This window comes from Rhodoferax ferrireducens T118, from assembly GCF_000013605.1.
Classification (GTDB): domain Bacteria; phylum Pseudomonadota; class Gammaproteobacteria; order Burkholderiales; family Burkholderiaceae_C; genus Rhodoferax; species Rhodoferax ferrireducens.
On record NC_007908.1, the window covers coordinates 1,999,703 to 2,019,742 of the forward strand.

The 20,040-nt window shown below is 59.1% G+C and carries 24 protein-coding genes; 18 read left to right on the forward strand and 6 right to left on the reverse strand.

The features are described from left to right. Positions 1-24 precede the first annotated feature (24 nt). Genes RFER_RS09395 through RFER_RS09440 form a run of 10 tightly spaced genes read left to right on the forward strand, consistent with a single transcriptional unit; the run spans position 25 to position 8,300 of the window. Positions 25-378, forward strand: a complete 354-nt coding sequence (locus RFER_RS09395; RefSeq protein WP_011464153.1) for a HesB/IscA family protein — start codon at positions 25-27, stop codon at positions 376-378. Continuing rightward, positions 375-1,811 carry a Fe-S cluster assembly protein SufB gene (gene sufB / locus RFER_RS09400; RefSeq protein ID WP_011464154.1) on the forward strand — a complete coding sequence of 479 codons (1,437 nt, stop codon included), beginning with the start codon at positions 375-377 and terminating at the stop codon, positions 1,809-1,811. The genes RFER_RS09395 and sufB overlap by 4 nt, the downstream gene beginning before the upstream one ends. After that, positions 1,808-2,599 carry a Fe-S cluster assembly ATPase SufC gene (sufC, locus tag RFER_RS09405; protein WP_011464155.1) on the forward strand — a complete coding sequence of 264 codons (792 nt, stop codon included), beginning with the start codon at positions 1,808-1,810 and terminating at the stop codon, positions 2,597-2,599. Before sufB ends, sufC begins: the two co-directional genes overlap by 4 nt. Then, positions 2,596-3,924, forward strand: a complete 1,329-nt coding sequence (gene sufD / locus RFER_RS09410; protein ID WP_011464156.1) for a Fe-S cluster assembly protein SufD — start codon at positions 2,596-2,598, stop codon at positions 3,922-3,924. Before sufC ends, sufD begins: the two co-directional genes overlap by 4 nt. Continuing rightward, positions 3,921-5,171 (forward strand): cysteine desulfurase, encoded by a 1,251-nt coding sequence (locus tag RFER_RS09415; protein WP_011464157.1) that lies wholly within the window; start codon positions 3,921-3,923, stop codon positions 5,169-5,171. The genes sufD and RFER_RS09415 overlap by 4 nt, the downstream gene beginning before the upstream one ends. Continuing rightward, entirely contained in the window at positions 5,168-5,656 is a 489-nt protein-coding gene (gene sufU, locus RFER_RS09420; protein WP_011464158.1) for a Fe-S cluster assembly sulfur transfer protein SufU, read from the forward strand. Before RFER_RS09415 ends, sufU begins: the two co-directional genes overlap by 4 nt. 30 nt (positions 5,657-5,686) lie before the next feature. Beyond that, positions 5,687-6,247, forward strand: coding sequence for a NifU family protein (locus tag RFER_RS09425; RefSeq protein WP_011464159.1), 561 nt, complete (start codon positions 5,687-5,689; stop codon positions 6,245-6,247). Positions 6,248-6,285: 38 nt separating this feature from the next. Further along, entirely contained in the window at positions 6,286-6,750 is a 465-nt protein-coding gene (locus RFER_RS09430) for an RrF2 family transcriptional regulator (protein ID WP_011464160.1), read from the forward strand. Positions 6,751-6,800: 50 nt separating this feature from the next. Further along, positions 6,801-8,042, forward strand: a complete 1,242-nt coding sequence (gene serA / locus RFER_RS09435) for a phosphoglycerate dehydrogenase (RefSeq protein ID WP_011464161.1) — start codon at positions 6,801-6,803, stop codon at positions 8,040-8,042. 27 nt (positions 8,043-8,069) lie between these two features. Beyond that, positions 8,070-8,300, forward strand: a complete 231-nt coding sequence (locus RFER_RS09440) for a DUF3079 domain-containing protein (protein ID WP_011464162.1) — start codon at positions 8,070-8,072, stop codon at positions 8,298-8,300. A 15-nt stretch (positions 8,301-8,315) separates the two neighbouring features. Here RFER_RS09440 and RFER_RS09445 read toward each other — a convergent pair whose 3' ends face one another. The 3 genes from RFER_RS09445 to bktB are packed head-to-tail and all read right to left on the reverse strand — an operon-like array spanning position 8,316 to position 12,144. After that, a complete protein-coding gene (locus RFER_RS09445; protein ID WP_011464163.1) occupies positions 8,316-9,011 on the reverse strand; it encodes a response regulator in 696 nt (231 codons plus the stop codon). A 6-nt stretch (positions 9,012-9,017) separates the two neighbouring features. Further along, positions 9,018-10,928, reverse strand: a complete 1,911-nt coding sequence (locus RFER_RS09450; RefSeq protein ID WP_011464164.1) for a type IV pili methyl-accepting chemotaxis transducer N-terminal domain-containing protein — start codon at positions 10,926-10,928, stop codon at positions 9,018-9,020. Between the two features lie 28 nt (positions 10,929-10,956). Further along, entirely contained in the window at positions 10,957-12,144 is a 1,188-nt protein-coding gene (gene bktB, locus RFER_RS09455) for a beta-ketothiolase BktB (RefSeq protein ID WP_011464165.1), read from the reverse strand. 230 nt (positions 12,145-12,374) lie between these two features. Here bktB and RFER_RS09460 point away from each other — a divergent pair, with 230 nt between their 5' ends. Further along, positions 12,375-12,794, forward strand: coding sequence for a response regulator transcription factor (locus RFER_RS09460; protein ID WP_011464166.1), 420 nt, complete (start codon positions 12,375-12,377; stop codon positions 12,792-12,794). Between the two features lie 8 nt (positions 12,795-12,802). On the opposite strand, the gene RFER_RS09465 is transcribed toward RFER_RS09460, so the two are convergent. Further along, positions 12,803-13,435 carry a response regulator gene (locus RFER_RS09465; protein WP_041791843.1) on the reverse strand — a complete coding sequence of 211 codons (633 nt, stop codon included), beginning with the start codon at positions 13,433-13,435 and terminating at the stop codon, positions 12,803-12,805. A 56-nt stretch (positions 13,436-13,491) separates the two neighbouring features. Between RFER_RS09465 and RFER_RS09470 the strand changes: the two genes are divergently transcribed. From RFER_RS09470 to RFER_RS09490, 5 genes are all read left to right on the forward strand, one after another. Then, positions 13,492-14,373, forward strand: a complete 882-nt coding sequence (locus tag RFER_RS09470; RefSeq protein ID WP_011464168.1) for a sensor histidine kinase — start codon at positions 13,492-13,494, stop codon at positions 14,371-14,373. Positions 14,374-14,569: 196 nt separating this feature from the next. Continuing rightward, on the forward strand, positions 14,570-14,734 hold the full coding sequence (locus tag RFER_RS23450) for a DUF1328 domain-containing protein (RefSeq protein WP_011464169.1): 165 nt from the start codon (positions 14,570-14,572) through the stop codon (positions 14,732-14,734). A 95-nt stretch (positions 14,735-14,829) separates the two neighbouring features. Continuing rightward, positions 14,830-15,174: a DUF883 family protein gene (locus RFER_RS09480; RefSeq protein WP_011464170.1), complete on the forward strand. Its 345-nt coding sequence runs from the start codon at positions 14,830-14,832 to the stop codon at positions 15,172-15,174. A gap of 125 nt (positions 15,175-15,299) precedes the next feature. Then, on the forward strand, positions 15,300-15,683 hold the full coding sequence (locus RFER_RS22975; protein ID WP_011464171.1) for a hypothetical protein: 384 nt from the start codon (positions 15,300-15,302) through the stop codon (positions 15,681-15,683). Continuing rightward, positions 15,680-16,213: a hypothetical protein gene (locus RFER_RS09490; protein ID WP_011464172.1), complete on the forward strand. Its 534-nt coding sequence runs from the start codon at positions 15,680-15,682 to the stop codon at positions 16,211-16,213. The genes RFER_RS22975 and RFER_RS09490 overlap by 4 nt, the downstream gene beginning before the upstream one ends. 34 nt (positions 16,214-16,247) lie before the next feature. On the opposite strand, the gene RFER_RS23455 is transcribed toward RFER_RS09490, so the two are convergent. Both RFER_RS23455 and RFER_RS09500 read right to left on the reverse strand, forming a co-directional pair. Then, positions 16,248-16,406, reverse strand: a complete 159-nt coding sequence (locus RFER_RS23455; RefSeq protein WP_011464173.1) for a DUF3309 family protein — start codon at positions 16,404-16,406, stop codon at positions 16,248-16,250. Positions 16,407-16,438: 32 nt separating this feature from the next. Continuing rightward, entirely contained in the window at positions 16,439-16,678 is a 240-nt protein-coding gene (locus tag RFER_RS09500) for a hypothetical protein (RefSeq protein WP_011464174.1), read from the reverse strand. Positions 16,679-17,292: 614 nt separating this feature from the next. Between RFER_RS09500 and RFER_RS09505 the strand changes: the two genes are divergently transcribed. Beyond that, entirely contained in the window at positions 17,293-18,594 is a 1,302-nt protein-coding gene (locus tag RFER_RS09505; RefSeq protein ID WP_244095844.1) for an ice-binding family protein, read from the forward strand. A gap of 103 nt (positions 18,595-18,697) precedes the next feature. Next, complete coding sequence (locus RFER_RS09510) at positions 18,698-19,861, forward strand: outer membrane beta-barrel protein (protein WP_011464176.1); 1,164 nt, start codon at positions 18,698-18,700, stop codon at positions 19,859-19,861. The last annotated feature ends 179 nt before the right edge of the window (positions 19,862-20,040 follow it).

Sequence of the window (20,040 nt, forward strand, 5' to 3'; positions counted from 1 at the left end):
CAATGGCCCAACAGGAGTTGCATCATGACCATTACCCTCACGCCAGCAGCGGCCAAGCAGATCCGCTCGCAAATTGCCAAGCGCGGCAGTGGCTTGGGCTTGCGCGTCGGCGTCAAAAGCGTCGGCTGCTCGGGCTTTGCCTACACCTATGAACTGGCCGACGAAGTGCGGGCCGGCGAGCAGCGCTTTGACGCCCACGGTGCCACGCTGCTGATCGCCCCGCAAAACCTGCTCACGCTCGACGGCGCCTGCCTCGATTTCGTCACCGAGGGGCTCAAGCAGAGCTTCCAGTTTGACAATCCCAACGTTGGCACCACCTGCGGCTGCGGCGAGAGCTTCAGCCTGAAGGCGGGCGCTGGCAAAGGAGTCGCGGCATGAGTGCCGTCTTGCAAAACCTGGTCAATCAGCCCTACAAGCATGGCTTTGTCACTGACATTGCGTCCGATGTAGCGGCCAAGGGCCTGAGTGAAGACACCATCCGGCTGATATCAAACAAGAAGAATGAACCCGAGTGGCTGCTTGAATTCCGCCTGAAGGCGTTTCGCCACTGGCTCACGATGACCGACCCCGGGTGGGCCAACGTCAAACATCCGAAGATCGATTTTCAGGCCATCAGCTACTACGCGGCACCCAAGCCCAAGGCCAAGCTTAAAAGCATGGACGAGGTCGATCCCGAGTTGCTGCGCACCTTTGAAAAACTCGGCGTGCCGATGCACGAGCGCGCGGCGCTGGCGGGTGTGGCGGTGGACGTGATTTTTGACAGCGTTTCGGTGACCACCACCTACAAGGCCAAGCTGGCCGAGGTCGGCATCATTTTTGGGTCGATTTCCGAGGCGGTGCAAAATCACCCCGAGTTGGTCAAGCAATACCTCGGCAGCGTGGTGCCAGCGGCCGACAACTACTACGCCGCGCTCAATTCGGCGGTGTTCACCGATGGCTCCTTTTGCTTCATCCCCAAGGGCGTCAAGTGCCCGATGGACCTGTCCACCTACTTTCGCATCAACACCCAGGACACCGGGCAGTTCGAGCGCACCCTGATCGTGGCCGAAGAGGGCGCCTCGGTGTCCTACCTCGAAGGCTGCACCGCGCCCCAGTTCGACACCAACCAGCTGCACGCAGCCGTCGTTGAACTGGTGGCGCTGGACAACGCCGACATCAAATATTCGACGGTGCAAAACTGGTACGCAGGCGACGAAAACGGCGTTGGTGGCATCTACAACTTCGTCACCAAGCGCGGCCTGTGCCGGGGTGTCAACTCGCGCATTTCCTGGACCCAGGTGGAAACCGGATCGGCCATCACCTGGAAGTATCCGTCGTGCATTCTGATGGGCGACAACTCGGTGGGCGAGTTTTATTCAGTGGCGGTGACCAACCACCACCAGCAGGCCGATACCGGCACCAAGATGATCCACATCGGCAAGAACACCCGCAGCACCATTGTCAGCAAGGGCATTTCGGCCGGCCAGTCGAGCAACAGCTACCGCGGCCTGGTCAAGGTGATGCCGGGTGCCGATGGCGCGCGCAACTATTCGCAGTGCGACTCGATGCTGGTGGGAGACAAATGCAGCGCCAACACTTTCCCCTATATCCAGGTGCGCAACCAAAGCGCCCAGGTGGAGCATGAAGCGTCCACCTCAAAAATTGGTGAAGACCAGATGTTCTATTTCGCGCAACGCGGCATCGGTGCCGAGGAAGCCGTCTCGATGATCATCAACGGTTTTTGCAAGGACGTGTTTCGCCAGTTGCCGATGGAGTTCGCGGTCGAAGCCACTAAATTACTCGGGTTCAAGCTTGAAGGGAGCGTAGGATGATTGTTCAAAATAGCCAGACACTGCTGGAGGTGCGCGACCTGTGCGCCAGCGTCAACGGGACCGACATTCTCAAGGGTCTGAACTTCACCGTGAAGCGCGGCGAAGTTCACGCCATCATGGGGCCGAACGGCTCGGGCAAGAGCACCTTCGCCAAGGTGCTGGCGGGCCACGCGGCGTACCAGGTCACGGGCGGCGAGGTGCTGTTTGAAGGCAAGAACCTGCTGGAGCTGTCCCCTGAAATGCGCGCCCGTGCCGGTGTTTTTCTGGCCTTTCAGTACCCGATTGAAATCCCGGGCGTGGGCAATAGCCAGTTTCTGCGGCTGGCCTACAACACCGTGCAGGCTGAGCGCGGTCATGACGAGCTGGACCCGCTTGAGTTTGACGACCTGGTGCGCGAGAAGATGAAGCTGTTGGAGATGAGCCCCGAGTTTCTGGAGCGCAGTGTCAACGAAGGCTTTTCTGGCGGCGAGAAAAAGCGCAACGAGATTTTGCAGATGGCGTTGCTGGAGCCCAGCCTGGCCATCCTGGATGAAACCGACTCGGGCCTGGACATCGACGCGCTGCGCGTGGTGTCGCAAGGTGTCAATCACCTGGCCAGCAAGGACAACGCCATTGTGCTGGTCACGCACTACCAGCGCTTGCTGAACTACATCGTTCCTGACTACGTGCATGTGATGAGCGCCGGGCGCATCATCCGCACCGGCGGCAAGGAACTCGCGCTCGAACTTGAAGAACGCGGTTACGACTGGATTGAGGCCGAAGCCGAGGCCGCGGGGGCTGTGTCATGAGCACCGGGACTGCGCTTGTCACTGAGCGAGGGGTTCTGGACGGCCTGCTTGCCAGCCTGACTCAAACGGCGGGCAGCTTGGTATCAACGCAGCCAAAATGGCTCACAACGTTGCGCGCCCAGGCACTGGAGCGCGTGGGCGCACTGACGCTGCCCAGCACGCACGACGAGGCCTGGCGCTTCACCCCTCTGGCCACCTTTGCCCGGCAGTCGTTTCATCCACTGCGTACACCGACAGCCTTGCTGCCGGGCGATATAAAGCATCTGCACATCGAAGAGGTGACGACGCGGCTGGTGTTTGTGGATGGTGTCCATGCACCGCAACTTTCCAGTCTCAAGCCCGATGCCGGTCTGGCTGTCGGTACCCTTGCATCCATGTTGGCCAGGCAGGCGTCCAGCATTGAGCCGCATCTGGGTCAGCACCTTGCGTTTCATGATGCATTGTTTGCGGCGTTGAACACCGCTTTTTTGCAGGATGCGGCCGTGCTCGTCGTGCCGCGTGAGACCACGCTGGCCGCGCCCGTGCATGTACTCTATATTTCGACGCAGCCTGATGTGGCCAGCCACCCGCGCCTTCTGCTGGTGGCCGGCGCGGGCAGCAAAGCGACCTTGATCGAAGACTACGTGGCCTTGCACCCAGGCACGTATTTCACCAACGCGGTGGCCGAGGTGGCCTTGGGCGCGAACGCGCAGGTTTCGCATGTTCGCATCCAGCGCGAAAGCCAACAAGCCTTTCACATGGCCAGTTGCGCGGTGTCGCTCGGCGCTGCAAGCCGTTACCACTCGGCCAGCATCACCCTGGGCGGGCAGATTTCCCGACTCGACCTCAAGGTGCTACAGAGCGCCGATGCGGCGGAGTGCGCACTGGACGGATTGGCGCTGATCGGCGGCCAGCAGCTGGCCGATACGCACACTTTCATCGACCACGCCAAGCCGCACGGCGTCAGTCGCCAGTTGCACAAATGCATTGTGGGCGGCGCCGCGCATGCGGTGTTTAACGGCCAGGTGATGGTTCGCCCCGGCGCTCAAAAGACAGATTCGGCGCAATCGAGCCGCAACCTGCTGCTCTCAGGCAAGGCGCAGGTTGATACCCAGCCGCAACTCGAAATCTTTGCCGACGACGTGAAGTGCACGCATGGCGCCACCGTTGGCCAGCTCGACAGCGATGAAGTTTTTTATCTGCAAAGCAGAGGTCTTTCGGAGGCGGTGGCGCGCAATCTGCTGACCTACGCCTTTGGCGCTGAAGTCATCAACCGCATTCCCGTCGCGTCACTGCGGCGGCAGCTTGAGCAGACGGTGCTTGAACAGACCACAGGCCAGCCATGAACAACACATCCGCTGTCACCATGCCACCCGCCTTTAATGTGGCCCGCGTTCGCGCTGATTTTCCTATTCTTGGCCTCACGGTGGCGGGCAAGCCGCTGGTCTATCTCGATAACGCCGCATCGAGCCAGATGCCGCAGCCGGTGATTGACCGCCTGGTGCGCTATCAGAGCACGGAACACGCCAACATCCACCGTGCGGTGCATTACCTGTCGGAGACCGCCACCGCTGCCTACGAGGCGGCGCGCACCCGGCTGCAGCGGTTCATCAACGCGCGTGAAGCGCGCGAGGTGATCTTTACCAGCGGCACCACCGAGGGCATCAACCTGGTGGCGCATGGCTGGGGCCGCCAGAACATCAGGGCCGGTGATGAGATCATTTTGACCGTGCTGGAACACCACTCGAACATCGTGCCATGGCAAATGCTCGCGCTGGAGAAAGGCGCCATCCTTCGCGTGGTGCCGATCAACGACGCCGGTGAGTTGCTGGTTGACGAGTACGAGGCGCTTTTCAACGAGCGCACCCGTTTGGTGAGCGTCGGCCACGTGTCGAACGCGCTGGGCAGCATCAACCCGGTCAAGCAGATGATCGCTTTTGCGCACGCACGTGGTGTGCCCGTGCTGGTTGATGGCGCGCAGGCCGCGCCGCACCTGGCGGTGGACGTGCAGGATCTGGACTGTGATTTTTATGCTTTCTCGGGCCACAAGATGTGCGGCCCGACTGGTATCGGCGTTCTGTATGGTCGCGCCGCCCTGTTAGAGGCGATGCAGCCGTTCAAGGGTGGCGGCGACATGATCCATACCGTCACCTTTGAAAAAACTACTTACGCCCCCATTCCAAACAAGTTCGAGGCCGGCACGCCACCGATTGCTGCTGCCATCGGCCTGGGTGCTGCAGTGGATTACCTGTCAAGCATCGGCATGCCGGCCATCGCCGCGCACGAGCATGAATTATTGCGCTATGCGACTGAACACTTAAGTGCGCTGCCGGGTGTGCGTCTGATGGGCACCGCGAAAGACAAGGCCGCGGTGTTGTCCTTTGCCGTGCAGGGCATTCACCCGCACGACATGGGCACTTTGCTCAACCAGGAAGGTGTGGCAGTGCGGACCGGCCACCACTGCGCGCAGCCCTTGATGGTGCGCCTGGGCGTGGTGGCCACCTCGCGCGCTTCGTTTGCGTTTTACAACACGCTGGCCGATGTGGACGCGCTGGTCGCTGGCATTCGCAGTGTTCAAAAGGTGTTCGCATGAGTGCCGATCCCAAGGCCCTGTACCAGGAAGTGATCCTGGACCACAACCGCAAGCCGCGCAACTACGGCGAGCTCGATCACCCCAGCCACCATGCCGAAGGGGTTAATCCCCTCTGCGGCGACCACATTCACGTCGCGCTGGATCTCAAAGGTGACAGCGTCGAGCGCATCGCCTTTCACGGCGAATCGTGCGCCATCTGCAAGGCGTCGGCGTCGATGATGACGGTGGCGGTCAAGGGCAAGAGCGCGATCGAGGCCAAAACGCTGATTCACGAGTTTGTCGATATGGCGACCGGCCGCATCGCCGCCAAGGACAGCCCGCATATCGGCCGCTTGGCGGTCTTTTCCGGCATCAGTGAGCTGCCGATGCGCGTGAAGTGCGCCATTTTGCCGTGGCACACGCTGCAGGCGGCGTTCAACGCCGAGCCCAGCGCGTCGACCGAGGCTGAGGCCGACCCGATGCACACGCCCTTGGGCGACGCGTGAGGCAAGCGGCCTAACCGACAGGACAAAATCATGCCAAAAATCGCTGAAATTGAAGACACACCGAACCCGAATGCGAGGAAGTTTGTCTTGCGCGAGCCGCTCACCTGGGGTATCGCCCATTCGTATGAAAATGCCGAGCAGGCCCAGGGCGATGCACTGGCCAGCGCGCTGTTCGCCATTGATCATGTAACCAACGTTTTCTATATTGACCGCTGGCTTACCGTGACGCAGGATGGCCAGGCCAACTGGGACGCGTTGGTGCGCGAAATTGCGGTTCCCTTGCGGGCCGCGCCAGCAGCCAGTGAGCAGTCGGCTGCAGCCGTTTTTGAAGCGCGGGCCCACGTGGCGGATCTGAGCGCGCAAGACCGACAGCGTTTGGACGACATTGAGTTGATACTGGACCAGGAGATCCGGCCTTACCTGCAAAGTGACGGTGGTGACCTGCACATTCTTGGCCTCGCTGGCAACCAGCTCATCGTGCACTACCAGGGCGCGTGCGGCACCTGCCCGAGCGCGATCTCAGGGACCCTGCAAGGCATTGAGAGCCGGCTGCGCACCTTGGAACCCGACATCGAAGTGATCGCCGCCTAGGGCCAAAACCCCTCCCAAAATCCCCACAGAATTTCAATATGCGCCTGACTACGATGAGCGACTACGCGATGCGCCTGCTGATGTATGTCGGCCAGCATCCCGAGCGCCTGTGCACCATCTCGGAGGTGGCGCGCGCTTATGAGATTTCTGAGGCGCACCTGACCAAAATAACGCATCAATTGGCCCTGGCGGGCTGGCTGGAAACCGTGCGCGGCAAGGGCGGCGGCATGCGGCTCGCGGCGGCGCCGCAAGACATTGGATTAGGTGCCGTGGTACGCAGCATGGAGCCAGATTTCACCATTGTTGAATGCCTCACCAGCGACACCACGTGCCAGTTGACCAGCAGCTGCCACTTGACCGGCATCATCAATGGCGCACTGCAAAGCTTCATGCAGTACCTCGACCGCTACACGCTGGCTGACCTGCTGGCGCCAGGCACCGAAGGCAATACGAAGGTTCAGCCCCTGACCTTTCACAAGCGACCAAGCGCAGCGATCGCGTGACAAGCTGTGTTCACGCCTCATACCGATCATTTATCACTACCGAGCCCGCCATGATCCAGAAATCCATCGACTCATCCGCCGCCAAAAGCGAACTTCAAGCCGTGTTGTTCGAGGGTATTCACCCGTCTGCAGTCGAGGCGTTGGAGCAAGCTGGCTACACGCGCATCGTGACGCATGCCAAGTCACTGTCCGGCGACGAACTGCTGGCCGCCATTGCCGATGCGCATTTTGTCGGGGTGCGCTCACGCACCCAACTCACCGCCGAAGTTCTGCAGCACGCGCGCCAACTGGTTGCCGTCGGCTGCTTTTGCATTGGCACCAACCAGGTTGACCTGAAGGAAGCCATGCGCTTGGGCGTTCCCGTCTTCAATGCCCCGTTTTCCAACACCCGCAGTGTGGCCGAGCTGGTGCTGGCGCAGATCATCATGCTGATGCGCGGCATTCCGGAAAAGAACGCGGTTCTGCACCGCGGTGGCTGGGTCAAGAGCGCGGCCGATTCTTTTGAAGTGCGCGGCAAGACGTTGGGCATCATCGGCTATGGCCACATCGGCACACAAATTGGCGTGCTGGCCGAGCAGCTCGGCATGCGCGTGATATTTACCGACATTGAGGCCAAGCTGCCGCTGGGCAACGCGCAGCCCATGAGCAGCCTCGAAGCCCTGCTGAGCGCGGCCGATGTCGTCACCCTGCATGTGCCTGAAACGCCGCAGACGGCCCTCATGATCGGCGCGGCGCAACTGGCTGCCATGAAGCCGGGCAGTCACCTGATCAATGCGTCGCGCGGCAGCGTGGTCGATATTGAGGCGCTTACCGTGGCGCTGGAGAGCCGGCATCTGCACGGCGCCGCCATTGATGTTTTTCCGATCGAACCGCAAGGCAACGATTCAGTCTTTGTCTCGCCATTGACGCGCTTTGACAACGTGATCCTGACGCCGCACATTGGCGGCTCCACGCTGGAGGCGCAGATCAACATCGGCACGGAAGTCGCTGCCAAGCTGATTCGCTACAGCAGCAACGGTTCCACCACGTCGGCCGTCAACTTTCCCGAAGTGGCATTGCCCGCCCATACCGGGCGCAGCCGCTTGCTGCACATTCACCACAACGTGCCTGGGGTCATGGCGCATGTCAACGAGCGCTTATCAGAGGCAGGCATCAACATCGCGGCGCAGTACCTGAGCACCAACGAGGAAGTCGGTTATGTGGTGATCGACGTGGACAGCGCGGCGAGCCAGGTGGCACTCGATGAACTCTGCGCGGTGCCGGAAACGATCCGTTGTCGCATTTTGTATTGATCGCCATGAATATTCTTTGGCCAAACGATGAACAAAAAATTTCCCATACATCCCGCCAAACCGGAACGTGTTTGCTGGGGTTGCGATCAATACTGCTCAATCGATTCGATGGCATGCTCGAACGAGCGTTCACCGCACCCGGTGGAACTTTTTGGTGAGGACTGGCTGGCTTGGGGTGATAACCACCAGCACGATCAAAAGCCGGCGGATCCGCCCATCAAGCCAGGCAACGAATTTCAAAATCAGGCCAACAAGTGAGCGTTTCCCATAGGCTCAGAGCAGGCCTTGCTCGGTGGCAATGACAGCAGCGTGCACACGCGAACTGACGTCGAGTTTGCGCAAAATGTGCTGCACGTGAATCTTGACAGTGGTTTCTGCAATACCGTGCTCGCGGCCAATTTCCTTGTTGCTGGCGCCGCGCGCAATGCCACGCAATATGTCGCGTTCGCGCGGTGAAAGGCTGGCCATGGCAGGGCCGGCACTGACGGCCGGGGGCTGCGCTGTGCCGATCCCGGGGACTTCTTTACTTGTCCCCCGATAGGCGGCGACCAGCTTGTTCATCATCTCGGGCGCCACCACGCTGTCGCCCTGCATGGCACGCACGATGGCGGCAGTCAGGGCATCGCCTTCGATGGTTTTAAGGAGATACCCGGCGGCGCCGCCGCGCAGGGCCGCCGCCAGGTCGTTTTCATCTTCGCTGACAGTCAGCATCAGGATCACGGTGTTGGGTGCGGCTTCACGCAGGGCGGGCAGGGCGTCCACGCCGTTGACGCCGGGCAAGTGGTTGTCCAGCAGGATCAGGTCTGGTTGCATTTCCTGTGCCTTGCGCAACGCCTGACCGGCATCCGCCGCATCCCCAATGACACATAACTGGGGATCGCGCGCCAGAAGCGCTGTCAGGCCCCGGCGAAACAGGGTGTGATCGTCAACGACCAAAATGCGAATCGGTTGGGGAGAGACTGTTTGCATGAGGTTTCAAGCCTGAATCGAAGCCACTGGTTTGACTTTGGCCATGGGGTGTGCAGGAAGCGGCAATGTCAAAATGACCGAGCTGCCATGCGACGGCGTAGAAATGACATCAAGTTCAGCACCAATGCGCTGCGAGCGCTCCGACATGATACGCAGACCCACATGTGTTTCGTCGAGGGGGTCATCGCCCAGGTCAAAGCCAATGCCGTTGTCACGTACTTCAAAACGCCAGGCGGGGAGTTGCTGCACATCGAGCCAGACTTGTGATGCGTGGGCGTGCTTGCGCACGTTGGAGAGTGCCTCCTGAATGATATGCAGCACCTGTATTTGCAGGTCGGGTAATAGTGGCATGCCTTGCCCCTGCATTGCCAGCGTCGCCTTGATGCCACTCTGGTGCTCAAACTTGCGCAGGGTGGTGGCCAGTGCCGGCTCAATATCCTCGGCATTGGTTCGGGTTCTGAAATGCAGCAGCAACTCACGTACGTCACCATAACTTTCACGCACGCCAATATCAATTTCTTCCAGTACTTTTGCAATTTCTACCGGGTCGCTGGACTTGATGGCATCGCGCATCAGTTGCACCTGGATCTTCAGAAAAGCCAGTGACTGGGCAATCGAGTCATGCAGTTCCCGGGCCAGCAGGTGGCGTTCCTGCGATACAGCCGCTTCCATTTCAAGGGCATTGAGACGCAGGTTTTCCATACCGCTGGCCAGATGGCTGCTCAGTGCTTCCAGCAGGGAACGCTCCGGCAAAGTCGGATTGACGCGTGCGTGGAAGAACAAATCGACCTCTCCCATCAAACGTTCATGCAGTCGCACGGGAAGTGTGACCAAGGTCTCAAAGCCAGCTTTGGCGCAATGTTGCAGCGATGATCCGGCGATATTGCGGATTGGAATCACGTTCAGCCCGGGTTCAGCTTTGGCGGCACCACAATGGCAGTCGCCGGTGTAGATGCATTGCTCGGCATCCACCATGGAGACCGGCAGGCCGTGGGCAGCCAGAATCAGGTGGCGCTGGTTGGCCTGATTTGACCAGCGCAGGGCAACCCCGTCGGCGCGGGCAATCCGTGCCAGAGTTTTGGCAAATCCTTGCGCAAGCGCCTCCAGTGAAGTAGCGTTGCTCACCAGAGCGGTGACTTCATAGAGACTCTCCAGTCGTGCAGTCTTTTCTTGCAACTGGGCGGTCTTTTCAGCGACTTTGCTTTCCAGGTTTTGGTACATGGACTGCAGATGTGCTGCCATGTCATTGAAACCATCGGCCAAGGTGCCAAACTCGTCACTGGTGACGCGCTCAACCCGGGCGTCAAAATTACCTGACTGGATGTTTTCAATCGCCTGTTTGAGTTGGCTCACTGGCTCCAGCACGAAAAGATAACCGGTGTAAAGCAGCACCGCCGCTCCCAAGATCACCAGTGTCAGCATGCTGATCTGCAGCAAATGCAGCATGGCAGTCCATTTGGCAATGTGCGCCTCGATGCTGCTCACGAAGGCATCAATGTGGGAGGCAAAGGTCACGGTCTGCGCCCGCAAGTCAGTCAAGACGCGTGGTTGGCCTGCAATCCAACGGGCTTGATATTGGGACCAGTCTTGCTCGATAACGGCAAACCGCGCTGTCGAGGTGTCGTCCCATGACACAAACAAAGGTCGATCGGGGTCACCATGGCGCAAGGTGGCCAGACTGCGGTCAAATTCTGTAGCTAGCGCGGTCAGCTCTCTGGTTTCGCCGGTGCCAATAGCCAGAGACATGCGGTAAGACTGCATTCGCATGCGGCCGGCTTCATTGACCGCAGCGGCGCCACCATCAAGCTGCCAGGAAACCCACAGCGTTGCCACGGTAGAAATAAAAACCAGCAGCAGAAAGGGCGCCCCCACCAGCATCAACTTGGCGCCCAGACTCCAATGTCTTACGTGTGCCATATGGCGTTGTCTGCTGCGCGTCTATCGGTCAGGAGACGCGCTCGAAAACAGCTGCAATGCCCTGGCCACCACCAATGCACATGGTGACCAGTGCGTAGCGGCCGCCGATGCGCTCCAGTTCGTACAGGGCCTTGACAGTGATCAGGGCACCGGTCGCGCCAATCGGATGGCCCAGCGAAATACCGGAACCATTGGGGTTGACCTTGGCCGGGTCCAGACCCAAATCGCGACTGACGGCGCAGGCCTGCGCAGCAAAAGCCTCATTGGCCTCAATTACGTCCAGATCGTTCACGGTCAAACCCGCCTTTTTCAGGGCCATCTGACTGGCAGGTACCGGGCCGATGCCCATGTATTTGGGGTCCACGCCAGCATGTGCGTAAGCCACCAGTCGGGCCAGTGGTTTCAAGCCACGCGCTTTGGCGGTGGCCGCTTCCATCAGCAACACCGCGGCGGCGGCGTCGTTGATGCCGGAGGCGTTGCCGGCCGTGACAGTGCCGTTCTCTTTGAGGAAGGCGGGCTTGAGTTTGGCCAGGTCGGCCAGCGTGCAGTTGGGGCGATAGTGTTCGTCGGTGTCGAAAACCACGTCGCCCTTTCTGCTTTTGAGCACGACGGGCAGGATTTGGCTCTTGAAGTAGCCGGTTTCAATCGCCCGTTGCGCCCGGTTGTGGCTCTCTACCGCCAATGCGTCCTGATCAGCGCGCGTAATGCCCCATTTGGCCGCAATGTTTTCGGCGGTGACCCCCATGTGGACGGTGTCAAACGGGTCGTTCAGCGCACCGACCACCATGTCAACCATCTTGGTGTCGCCCATACGCGCACCCCAGCGCATATTCAGGCTGGCATAGGGCGCACGGCTCATGCATTCGGCTCCGCCACCAATCGCAATGTCACAGTCACCCAGCAAAATGCTCTGGCTGGCAGAAACGATGGCCTGCAGACCCGAGCCGCACAGGCGGTTGACGTTGAATGCCGGTGTGCCCTGCGCGCAACCGCCGTTGATGGCTGCTACGCGCGAGAGATACATGTCTTTGGGTTCTGTGTTGACGACATGGCCAAAAACCACATGGCCGACATCCTGGCCGTCTGTGTTCGCACGTTTGAGCGCCTCACGTACCACTTGCGCTGCCAGTTCGGTTGGGGCGATGTCTTTCAGGCTGCCGCCATAGGTACCAATAGCGCTGCGCACACCGCTGACGATTACGACTTCACGTGACATGGACGATCTCCGGTAGATAAAACAAAAGAATAAGCATATTGGTATGCCAACTGTCTTATCTTAGCCCTGCCGGTGATCCCGGAGCGGGTCGTCCGGCGCTTCGCATTAAAAGTTGACGTTGTAGGAATTTTCTGACAACGAGGTGGGCTGGCGCCCGATGGTCCTTTTGGGTTGACGCAGGCATAGTCGAATGAATTTTTTTCGACTTCACGGAAGTAACGCTACAGGCCATGCAACAGCTAAAGACTTACATCGTCGAAGACAACCCGGTCATCCGCGAGAGCCTGATCGTCACTCTGGAAGAGCTGGCACCTGTCAAGGTGGTGGGCACTGCCGTCGATGAATTCACGGCGGTGCAGTGGATGTCGCAGCCAGGCAATCAGGCCGACCTGGTGATTGTTGATATTTTTCTGAAGGCCGGTTCCGGCCTGGGTGTGCTCAGGGCAGCGAGTGGGTTAACGCCGCGGCAGAGATTGGTGGTACTGAGCAACTATGCCACGGCGGATATTCGGCGCAAATGCCTTGAACTCGGTGCCGACCGGGTTTTTGACAAGTCCAACGAGATCGATGCGCTTATCGAGTACTGCGCTCAGCTGCCAGTGGATCCAGGTGACGGCAGCAGCCAACCGGGTCCCGGAACGTCGGCCTGACTATGCGGCTATTGGATCAAGCCGCTTTTCAACGCGTAATAGGTCAGGTCGCTGTTTGTTTCGAGTTTCATTTTTTCCATCACCCGGGTTCGGTAGGTGCTGACCGTCTTGACGCTCAGCGACATACTGACCGCCATGTGGCCGATGGCCTCTCCCTTGGCCAGACGCAAAAAAACCTGTAACTCACGCTCCGACAGATTCTCATGAAGCGGCTTATCGGTTCCCCCGCTCAAACCGTCCGCCAGAAGCTCGGCAACACCTGCCGTGATGTACTTGCGCCCGCGATGCACCGTGCGGATCGCTTTGACAATTTCTTCCGGGTCGCAGTCTTTGTTCAGGTAGCCACTGGCACCTTGGCGCAGCAAGGTGGTGGCGTAATGTTCTTCCGCAAAGCCACTCAAAATCAGTACCGGCAAATCGGGTGCACGGGCCCGGATGGCGATCAGTGCATCAACACCGCTTTGGTCCGGCATGGAGATGTCGAGCAGGATCACGTCGACCTCGCCTTTGCGCACGATGTCAAGCGCCCCTCGGCCATTGGCTGCTTCGGCGACCACGGCGAAGTCGATCTGGTCGGAAAAAAATTGGCGCAATCCGGCGCGGACCATCGCATGGTCGTCAACAATGGCAATTCGAATCATGGTGTTTGGCAGCATTTTTTGTTGCATGATCCCACATTTTGGGGCAGGGGCTGAAGATGGATGTACTGAACGTTGCCAAACACGGCAACTCTGTCCTGCTGCTGGCTGGTGTCGCCGCCGTGGTGTCGATGATTATCAGTCTGTTGGCGATCTTCATGTATTGGCGCCAGCGTTCAGTGATTGACAAGCTGCGACAGGAGTTGCAACGCACCGTTCAGGTCGGACGTGATCGACTCGAAACCGAGGTCGCGCTTCGCACGGTGCAACTGACCGAGTTGACCCACCATCTGCAGACTGCGCGAGAAGACGAGCGTCATCGCCTGGCGCGTAATTTGCACGATGATTTGGGTGCATTGCTGACATCGGCCAAGCTTGATGCGGCCCGCATCAAATCGCGCCTGGCAGACCGGGCACCCGAGGCGCTGGAACTGTTGGCACATCTGGTTAGCACACTCAACAGCGGCATTGCACTCGGGCGCAGCATCATTGAAGACTTGCGCCCGTCCGCCCTGAGCAATCTGGGCTTGGTGGCGACGCTCGAAATTCTGACGCGTGAGTTTGCTGAAATCTCAGGTGTCGCAGTTCATTGCGAACTGGAGCCGGTAGAGCTTGAAGTCAGTGCCGAGCTGATGGTTTATCGTCTGGTGCAAGAGGCCATTACCAATATCACAAAGTATGCCCGAGCGCAGAATGTTTGGGTGCGCTTGGCCACAGACAATGGCCAGGTGGAAGTCTCGGTTCGTGACGATGGGATTGGCTTTGATACCAGCGTGCAGCCGCGTTCTGCCTATGGCTTGGTGGGTATGCGTTTTCGGGTTGAGGCCGAAGGCGGAACCCTGGCCTTGGTATCGGCGCCGGGGCAGGGCACGTTGATTCAAGTGAACCTGACGCCAGTGCACGGGCGACACGACCGTAGAAACAACGCAAGGCCAAGCTGATCTGCACCTGCAGCAAGGCGTTGTCAGTGACGTCCTACGCAAATTGGCGCCTCCACCCGACAAGGCTGCGGCGGGCTTGCCTATCGCCGTCACCTGCAATCAAGATCACACTTGAAGCATGCCGCGACACAGTTTGCGGGCCTTTCGTTCCAATTACCCTAAGCGGTTGGCCGCTTTTCAAACCAGGAGTCTGGATATGCTTCATTACGCTGTTGTATTTTTTGTCATTGCCTTGATTGCTGCTCTATTCGGCTTTGGTGGCATTGCCGCCAGCGCCGTCAGCATCGGCAAAATCTTATTCATTGTGTTTGCGATCCTGGCTGTGGCCAGTTTCCTGTTTGGTCTGATCAAAAAGCGCTGACGCCGGGTTGCGAAAGCGGGCCAGGCGAGCCGTCTGGATCGACGCCTCATCACCACAGTTTCCATTTAACTCCAGACTTTTCTTAAGGAACCTTCATGTTTAATAAAAACGCCCCAGAACCATCCAGCCTGACTGACCAGGCTGCCGAGTCCGCTACCCAGGCCATCAAGTCAACCCAGCGTATGACCCATGAGGCGCTTGATAGCTTGGCCGGAAGTGTGCAGGACTTGCGTCAGCAAGCCAGCGCGTTGGCGCATCGTGGTGCGGACAGTGTGCGCGACACGTCACAACAGTTGCGTGACAAGGCGCTGCGCGCCTCGGACAATACGCTGAACTACATCAAGGACGAACCCATCAAGTCGGTACTGATCGCCGCTGCAACCGGTGCTGCGCTGATGGCGCTGATCAGTATGATGGCAAGTTCGCGGGATCGACGCTAACTGCTTTTCATCAGGCGTGCGCGGCGCGGCAGCAGCCACTGCAGCATCGCCGTCAATGCAGACTCCGCGCTGTCCGTGACGGTTCCGGTCATGCATCCATTTCTCGATTCCGGAGCTTGACCGTCATGATTCACCCCCTGTTTTTCCTGATCGCGACCCGACCGCAATTGCTGGCAGACCATGCCGAGGCCTACGCCGAGCTGTTAGCCACGGAGCTTGGTCAAGTCTCGGCCGCCTGGAGGCGACGTGCGCTGCTCTACGCGGTGGCGTTGGCTTGCCTGGCAGCGGCTGCGGTGTTGGCGGGCGTGGCACTGATGATTTGGGCCGTTATTCCCGTGGCCACCATGCAAGCGCCGTGGGCCTTGGTTGTGGTGCCGTTGTTGCCGATGGCCGTGGCTGCAGGGTGTTTGCTGGCGATCCGGTCGCGGGTCGATGCCAGCGGTTTTGACAACATTCAACAGCACATGAAGGCCGATCTGGCCATGTTGCGCGAAGTGAGCACGTCATGAGTGCTGCATTGCTGACTCCATCCGAACGGCTGACCCTGTCGCGTGAGCGATTGCGCCTTGCCTTGCGCGACATTTCAGCCCCGGCGGGCGGCGGCGCCTCCAGTGCGCACGCCAGCGCTGTTGGGCTGGCCTGGCTCGACAGCCTGAAATCAATTCCCGCTGCCGCTATCGTGATCGAGGCCGTGCACAGTTGGTGGGCGCAACACCCGTGGCGTATCAGCAGTTTGCTGATCAGCGAAGCCACGAAAACTGTGGTGCAACCCATGGCACAGCGTCATCCGCTGGGGTTGATCGTGGGGGCTTTGCTTTTGGGTGGTGTGCTGGTCCGGGCGCGTCCGTGGCGTCTTGTCTTCACGTCGTCCCTCTTGGCCGGACTGTTGCCACAACTGTTGTCCAAGGCCGTGGCCCAGCTACCAACGCAGTCCTGGATCGCGGCACTGACAGAATTGCTCAGACAGCCGCGTCAGCCACAGGAACCAGCCCAGGCGGCCGGCTTGTCGCCAACCCGACCTGATGCCCCGACGCGCTGATGGACGCGGCATGGTGCCGCGCCAGGAACGACAGTTATATGCGGCCCATTAACAGCAACACGATGATGATGATCACCACCAGTCCCAGTCCACCACTGGGTCCGTAGCCCCAGTTTCGGCTGTGAGGCCAACTCGGAATGGCGCCTATCAGCATCAAGATCAGAACAATCAGCAGTATGGTTCCCAAGCTCATGAGCTTCTCCTTGAAGTGGTGAGTTGGTGGATTCAGTTGGCAGGTGCTGAAGCCGGTGGCGTCACGATGATCGTGGCGCCGCTACCGGCCTTGCCAGTTGCACCAGTGTCGCCGGTTGCGCCAGTGTTGCCGGTGCTACCGGTTTGGCCCTGCGGACCTGCGGGGCCGGGCACGGCCACGGGCGTTGCGGGGACAGTGACCACGGTGGGTCGGTCACAGGCGGCCAAACCCAGTGTGGCAAGCAGGGCTGAAATGAGCATCAAGCGTTTCATGAGAAATCCTTTGAAAGTTTTAGAAATATTGCGGTCGACTTGAAGAAGACATCTGCAACCAGACCGGCACGACCTGGCTGTCGCGCTCAGCAGACTTTCAGCTTAGGCCTTTAGCCCGCGCGGTTCTGTGCGTTGGCGAACACACAAGCCATATTTCTATTTGGTCTGTTGCGTCTGCCTGTGTGCGTCATCGCACAGACGTTCCAGCAGCGCGGGGCAATACTGCCCACGCGATGCACGGCGCCTAAGCGACTGTGCAAAACAGCAGCGTGAGCGCCGGATGGAAGTCGGGCAATTACATCAATGGGTTTCTGGATAAATACATAGGAAAGTAAATGAAAAAATATGACAGCTATGCCAGAGTCTTGCCGTGGTTCATGGCATTATTTCTGAGCGTTTTGGTTGCGGCCTGTGGCGGCGGACGAGATCCGATTCTCGGCAGTCCGGCCTTGGGCTTGGGCGTGGTTTCCGTCTCAGTGACGCCTGCAACGGCCTCAATGCCGACAGGTGGTATCCAGCCATTGATGGCGACTGCGACCTACGTCGATGGGTCAACCCGTGATGTGACCGCAACCTCCAACTGGGCGTCAGGCACCCCCAGTGTGGCCACTGTCGTGCAGGCCAATGGCGTTGCCGCCGGCGTCGCAAGTGGCACATCGGTCATATCGGCTGATTTTGGTGGCAAGTCCGGCTCAGCCGTCTTGACCGTGACCTCCGCAACATTGATGTCGATGGCAGTGGCGCCTGCTGCGGCCTCAATACCTATTGGCAGTATCCAGCCATTGATTTCGACGGCGACCTATAGCGATGGGTCAACCCGAGACGTCACTGCCTACACCAACTGGGCGTCCGGCACCCCCAGTGTGGCCACGGTCGTGCAGACCACCGGCGTCGTTACCGGCATCGCTAGCGGCGCATCGGTCATCACTGCCACTTTTGGTGGCAAAAACAGCTCAACCAACTTGACCGTGACTGCTGCAACGTTGGCTTCGATCGCCGTGACACCGGCATTGGCCACCGTACCCGTTGGCCTGACACAGCCTTTTGTTGCAAAGGGAACTTACTCTGATGGCAGCATCGTCGATATCAGCAAGACCGCGGTTTGGACTTCAGCCAGTCCTCTGGTGGCGACAGTCCTGTCGAGCACCGGCGTCGCCACCGGCGTGTCGGCTGGTTCGGCGCTGATCACTGCAACGTCCGGCAGCAGTTCCGGTTCCGCCACCTTGACTGTGCAGGCTCCGAAAGGCCCTGCCGCGGTCAATCTTGGAACGGCCGGAAACTTCGTGGTCTTGGCAAAATCGGGAATCTCAACGACGGGAACCACCGCGATTGTTGGCGACATTGGAGTGAGTCCAATCGACTCCACCGCCATCACGGGATTTTCTTTGATCGCGGACCCCACGAATGTTTTTTCAACATCGTTGTATGTGACTGGAAAGGTATATGCGGCCAACTATGCTGTGCCCACGCCTACCACCTTGACCACAGCCATCAGTGACATGGAAACCGCGTTCACCGACGCCGCCGGAAGAGCAACGCCTGATGCCATCGATTTGGGCGCAGGAAACATCAGTGGGCTGACACTCGCTCCCGGACTCTACAAATGGGGTACCGGCGTTCAGGTGACAAGTGCCGGCGTTACTCTGTCGGGCGGTCCGAATGACGTCTGGATATTCCAGATTGCTCAAGACCTGACCGTGGGCAACGGTGCCATTGTTACTCTGAGCGGTGGTGCACAAGCCAAGAACATCTTCTGGCAGGTGTCTGGACAGACGACCCTGGGAACAACCGCTGACTTCAAGGGAAATCTTATGAGTCAAACGCTGATTTCCTTGAATACTGGCGCAGTGGTGACCGGCAGGATGCTGGCACAGACTCAGGTCACGTTGAATGCCGCTCGCGTGACCAAGCCCTAATTTTTTTGCAGCACAGACAACGGGCGACAGAATCATTTCGGTCGACCGTTGTTGTCCAACCAAAGCAGAGTGAAAAAGTTTTAATTCCCTTCTGGAGAAAAATATGAAATTAGCTAGAACCAAATTGGCAAGCGCCTCAGGCAAGCTGAGCTTGATTGCACTGGCCATCCTCGCCGGCCCGTTCGCACTGGCGGATGACTTAGGCTGGTACGCCGGGGCCAATGTGGGCCGGTCCAGCGCGACCATTGATGACGCGCGCATCACCAGTGGCCTGTTGGGCTCTGGCTTGACCACGACCTCGATTACCGATGACAACCGTTCCAGTGGTTACAAGATTTTTGGCGGCTACCAGTTCAATCGGAATTTCGCTGTTGAAGGCGGCTATTTCGATCTGGGCAATTTTGGCTTCAATGCCAATACGGTGCCAACTGGAACCTTGAGTGGCAACATCAAACTCAAAGGCCTCAATCTTGACCTCGTCGGTACCTTGCCTATTTCAGAAAAGTTTTCTGTTTTGGGCCGCATTGGTGTGAACTACGCTGATGCCGCCGATTCCTTCGCCGGAACCGGAGCGGTCAATGTGCTCAATCCCAGCCCCAGCAAGCGTGAAACCAACCTCAAAGTGGGCGTCGGGCTGCAGTATGCTTTCACCGACGCACTGGCCATGCGAGCGGAGATTGAACGCTACCGCATCAATGATGCAGTGGGCAATAAGGGTGACATTGATCTGGTCTCGCTCGGCCTGATCTATCGCTTTGGTGCAAAGACACCAACTCCCGTGCCCGTGGCCTACGTTGCGCCACCGGTGGTGGTTGCCCAAGCGCCGCCGCCGGTGGAGGTGGCGCCGCCAGCGCCAGTGCCAGTGGTGGTGCCGCCACCAGCTCCAAAGAAGGTGTCCTTCTCTGCGGACTCTCTGTTTGACTTCGACAAGGCAAGCCTCAAGCCGACGGGCCAGCAGGACCTGGACAAGCTTGCGGCGGAGCTCAAGAACACTCAATTTGATGTCATCAAGGTCACCGGGCATACCGACCGGATCGGCTCGCATGCCTACAACCAGAAGCTCTCGGAGCGCCGCGCGGAGGCCGTCAAGGGCTACCTGATGACGTCAATCGGGATTGCAGGCGACAAGATTGTGACCAAAGGCGTCGACGGCGCTGAGCCGGTGACGAAGCCGGGTGAATGCCAGGGCAAAAAAGTCAGCAAAGCGCTGATTGCCTGTTTGCAGCCTGATCGCCGGGTCGAAGTAGAAGTTGTCGGTACACGTTAACGATGACTGTGGCGCGAGGAAACAGCTCAATACCTCGCGCTTTCTTGATCTTTAACTTGCATTGGGGTGCCAAGCAAAGCACCAAGTGCATAACACGGCGTTGTAGGCGGTGGCGTCAGTTGCCGACAGCGGCTTGTTTCGAGTTTTCATTAAGGCCCGCTTTGCTACATATATAGTAG

Coding starts and splice junctions, on each gene's coding strand:
- RFER_RS09395 (WP_011464153.1), top strand. CDS start 25: ATGACCATTACCCTCACGCCAGCAGCGGCCAAGCAGATCCGCTCGCAA.
- sufB (WP_011464154.1), top strand. CDS start 375: ATGAGTGCCGTCTTGCAAAACCTGGTCAATCAGCCCTACAAGCATGGC.
- sufC (WP_011464155.1), top strand. CDS start 1,808: ATGATTGTTCAAAATAGCCAGACACTGCTGGAGGTGCGCGACCTGTGC.
- sufD (WP_011464156.1), top strand. CDS start 2,596: ATGAGCACCGGGACTGCGCTTGTCACTGAGCGAGGGGTTCTGGACGGC.
- RFER_RS09415 (WP_011464157.1), top strand. CDS start 3,921: ATGAACAACACATCCGCTGTCACCATGCCACCCGCCTTTAATGTGGCC.
- sufU (WP_011464158.1), top strand. CDS start 5,168: ATGAGTGCCGATCCCAAGGCCCTGTACCAGGAAGTGATCCTGGACCAC.
- RFER_RS09425 (WP_011464159.1), top strand. CDS start 5,687: ATGCCAAAAATCGCTGAAATTGAAGACACACCGAACCCGAATGCGAGG.
- RFER_RS09430 (WP_011464160.1), top strand. CDS start 6,286: ATGCGCCTGACTACGATGAGCGACTACGCGATGCGCCTGCTGATGTAT.
- serA (WP_011464161.1), top strand. CDS start 6,801: ATGATCCAGAAATCCATCGACTCATCCGCCGCCAAAAGCGAACTTCAA.
- RFER_RS09440 (WP_011464162.1), top strand. CDS start 8,070: ATGAACAAAAAATTTCCCATACATCCCGCCAAACCGGAACGTGTTTGC.
- RFER_RS09445 (WP_011464163.1), bottom strand. CDS start 9,011: ATGCAAACAGTCTCTCCCCAACCGATTCGCATTTTGGTCGTTGACGAT.
- RFER_RS09450 (WP_011464164.1), bottom strand. CDS start 10,928: ATGGCACACGTAAGACATTGGAGTCTGGGCGCCAAGTTGATGCTGGTG.
- bktB (WP_011464165.1), bottom strand. CDS start 12,144: ATGTCACGTGAAGTCGTAATCGTCAGCGGTGTGCGCAGCGCTATTGGT.
- RFER_RS09460 (WP_011464166.1), top strand. CDS start 12,375: ATGCAACAGCTAAAGACTTACATCGTCGAAGACAACCCGGTCATCCGC.
- RFER_RS09465 (WP_041791843.1), bottom strand. CDS start 13,435: ATGATTCGAATTGCCATTGTTGACGACCATGCGATGGTCCGCGCCGGA.
- RFER_RS09470 (WP_011464168.1), top strand. CDS start 13,492: ATGGATGTACTGAACGTTGCCAAACACGGCAACTCTGTCCTGCTGCTG.
- RFER_RS23450 (WP_011464169.1), top strand. CDS start 14,570: ATGCTTCATTACGCTGTTGTATTTTTTGTCATTGCCTTGATTGCTGCT.
- RFER_RS09480 (WP_011464170.1), top strand. CDS start 14,830: ATGTTTAATAAAAACGCCCCAGAACCATCCAGCCTGACTGACCAGGCT.
- RFER_RS22975 (WP_011464171.1), top strand. CDS start 15,300: ATGATTCACCCCCTGTTTTTCCTGATCGCGACCCGACCGCAATTGCTG.
- RFER_RS09490 (WP_011464172.1), top strand. CDS start 15,680: ATGAGTGCTGCATTGCTGACTCCATCCGAACGGCTGACCCTGTCGCGT.
- RFER_RS23455 (WP_011464173.1), bottom strand. CDS start 16,406: ATGAGCTTGGGAACCATACTGCTGATTGTTCTGATCTTGATGCTGATA.
- RFER_RS09500 (WP_011464174.1), bottom strand. CDS start 16,678: ATGAAACGCTTGATGCTCATTTCAGCCCTGCTTGCCACACTGGGTTTG.
- RFER_RS09510 (WP_011464176.1), top strand. CDS start 18,698: ATGAAATTAGCTAGAACCAAATTGGCAAGCGCCTCAGGCAAGCTGAGC.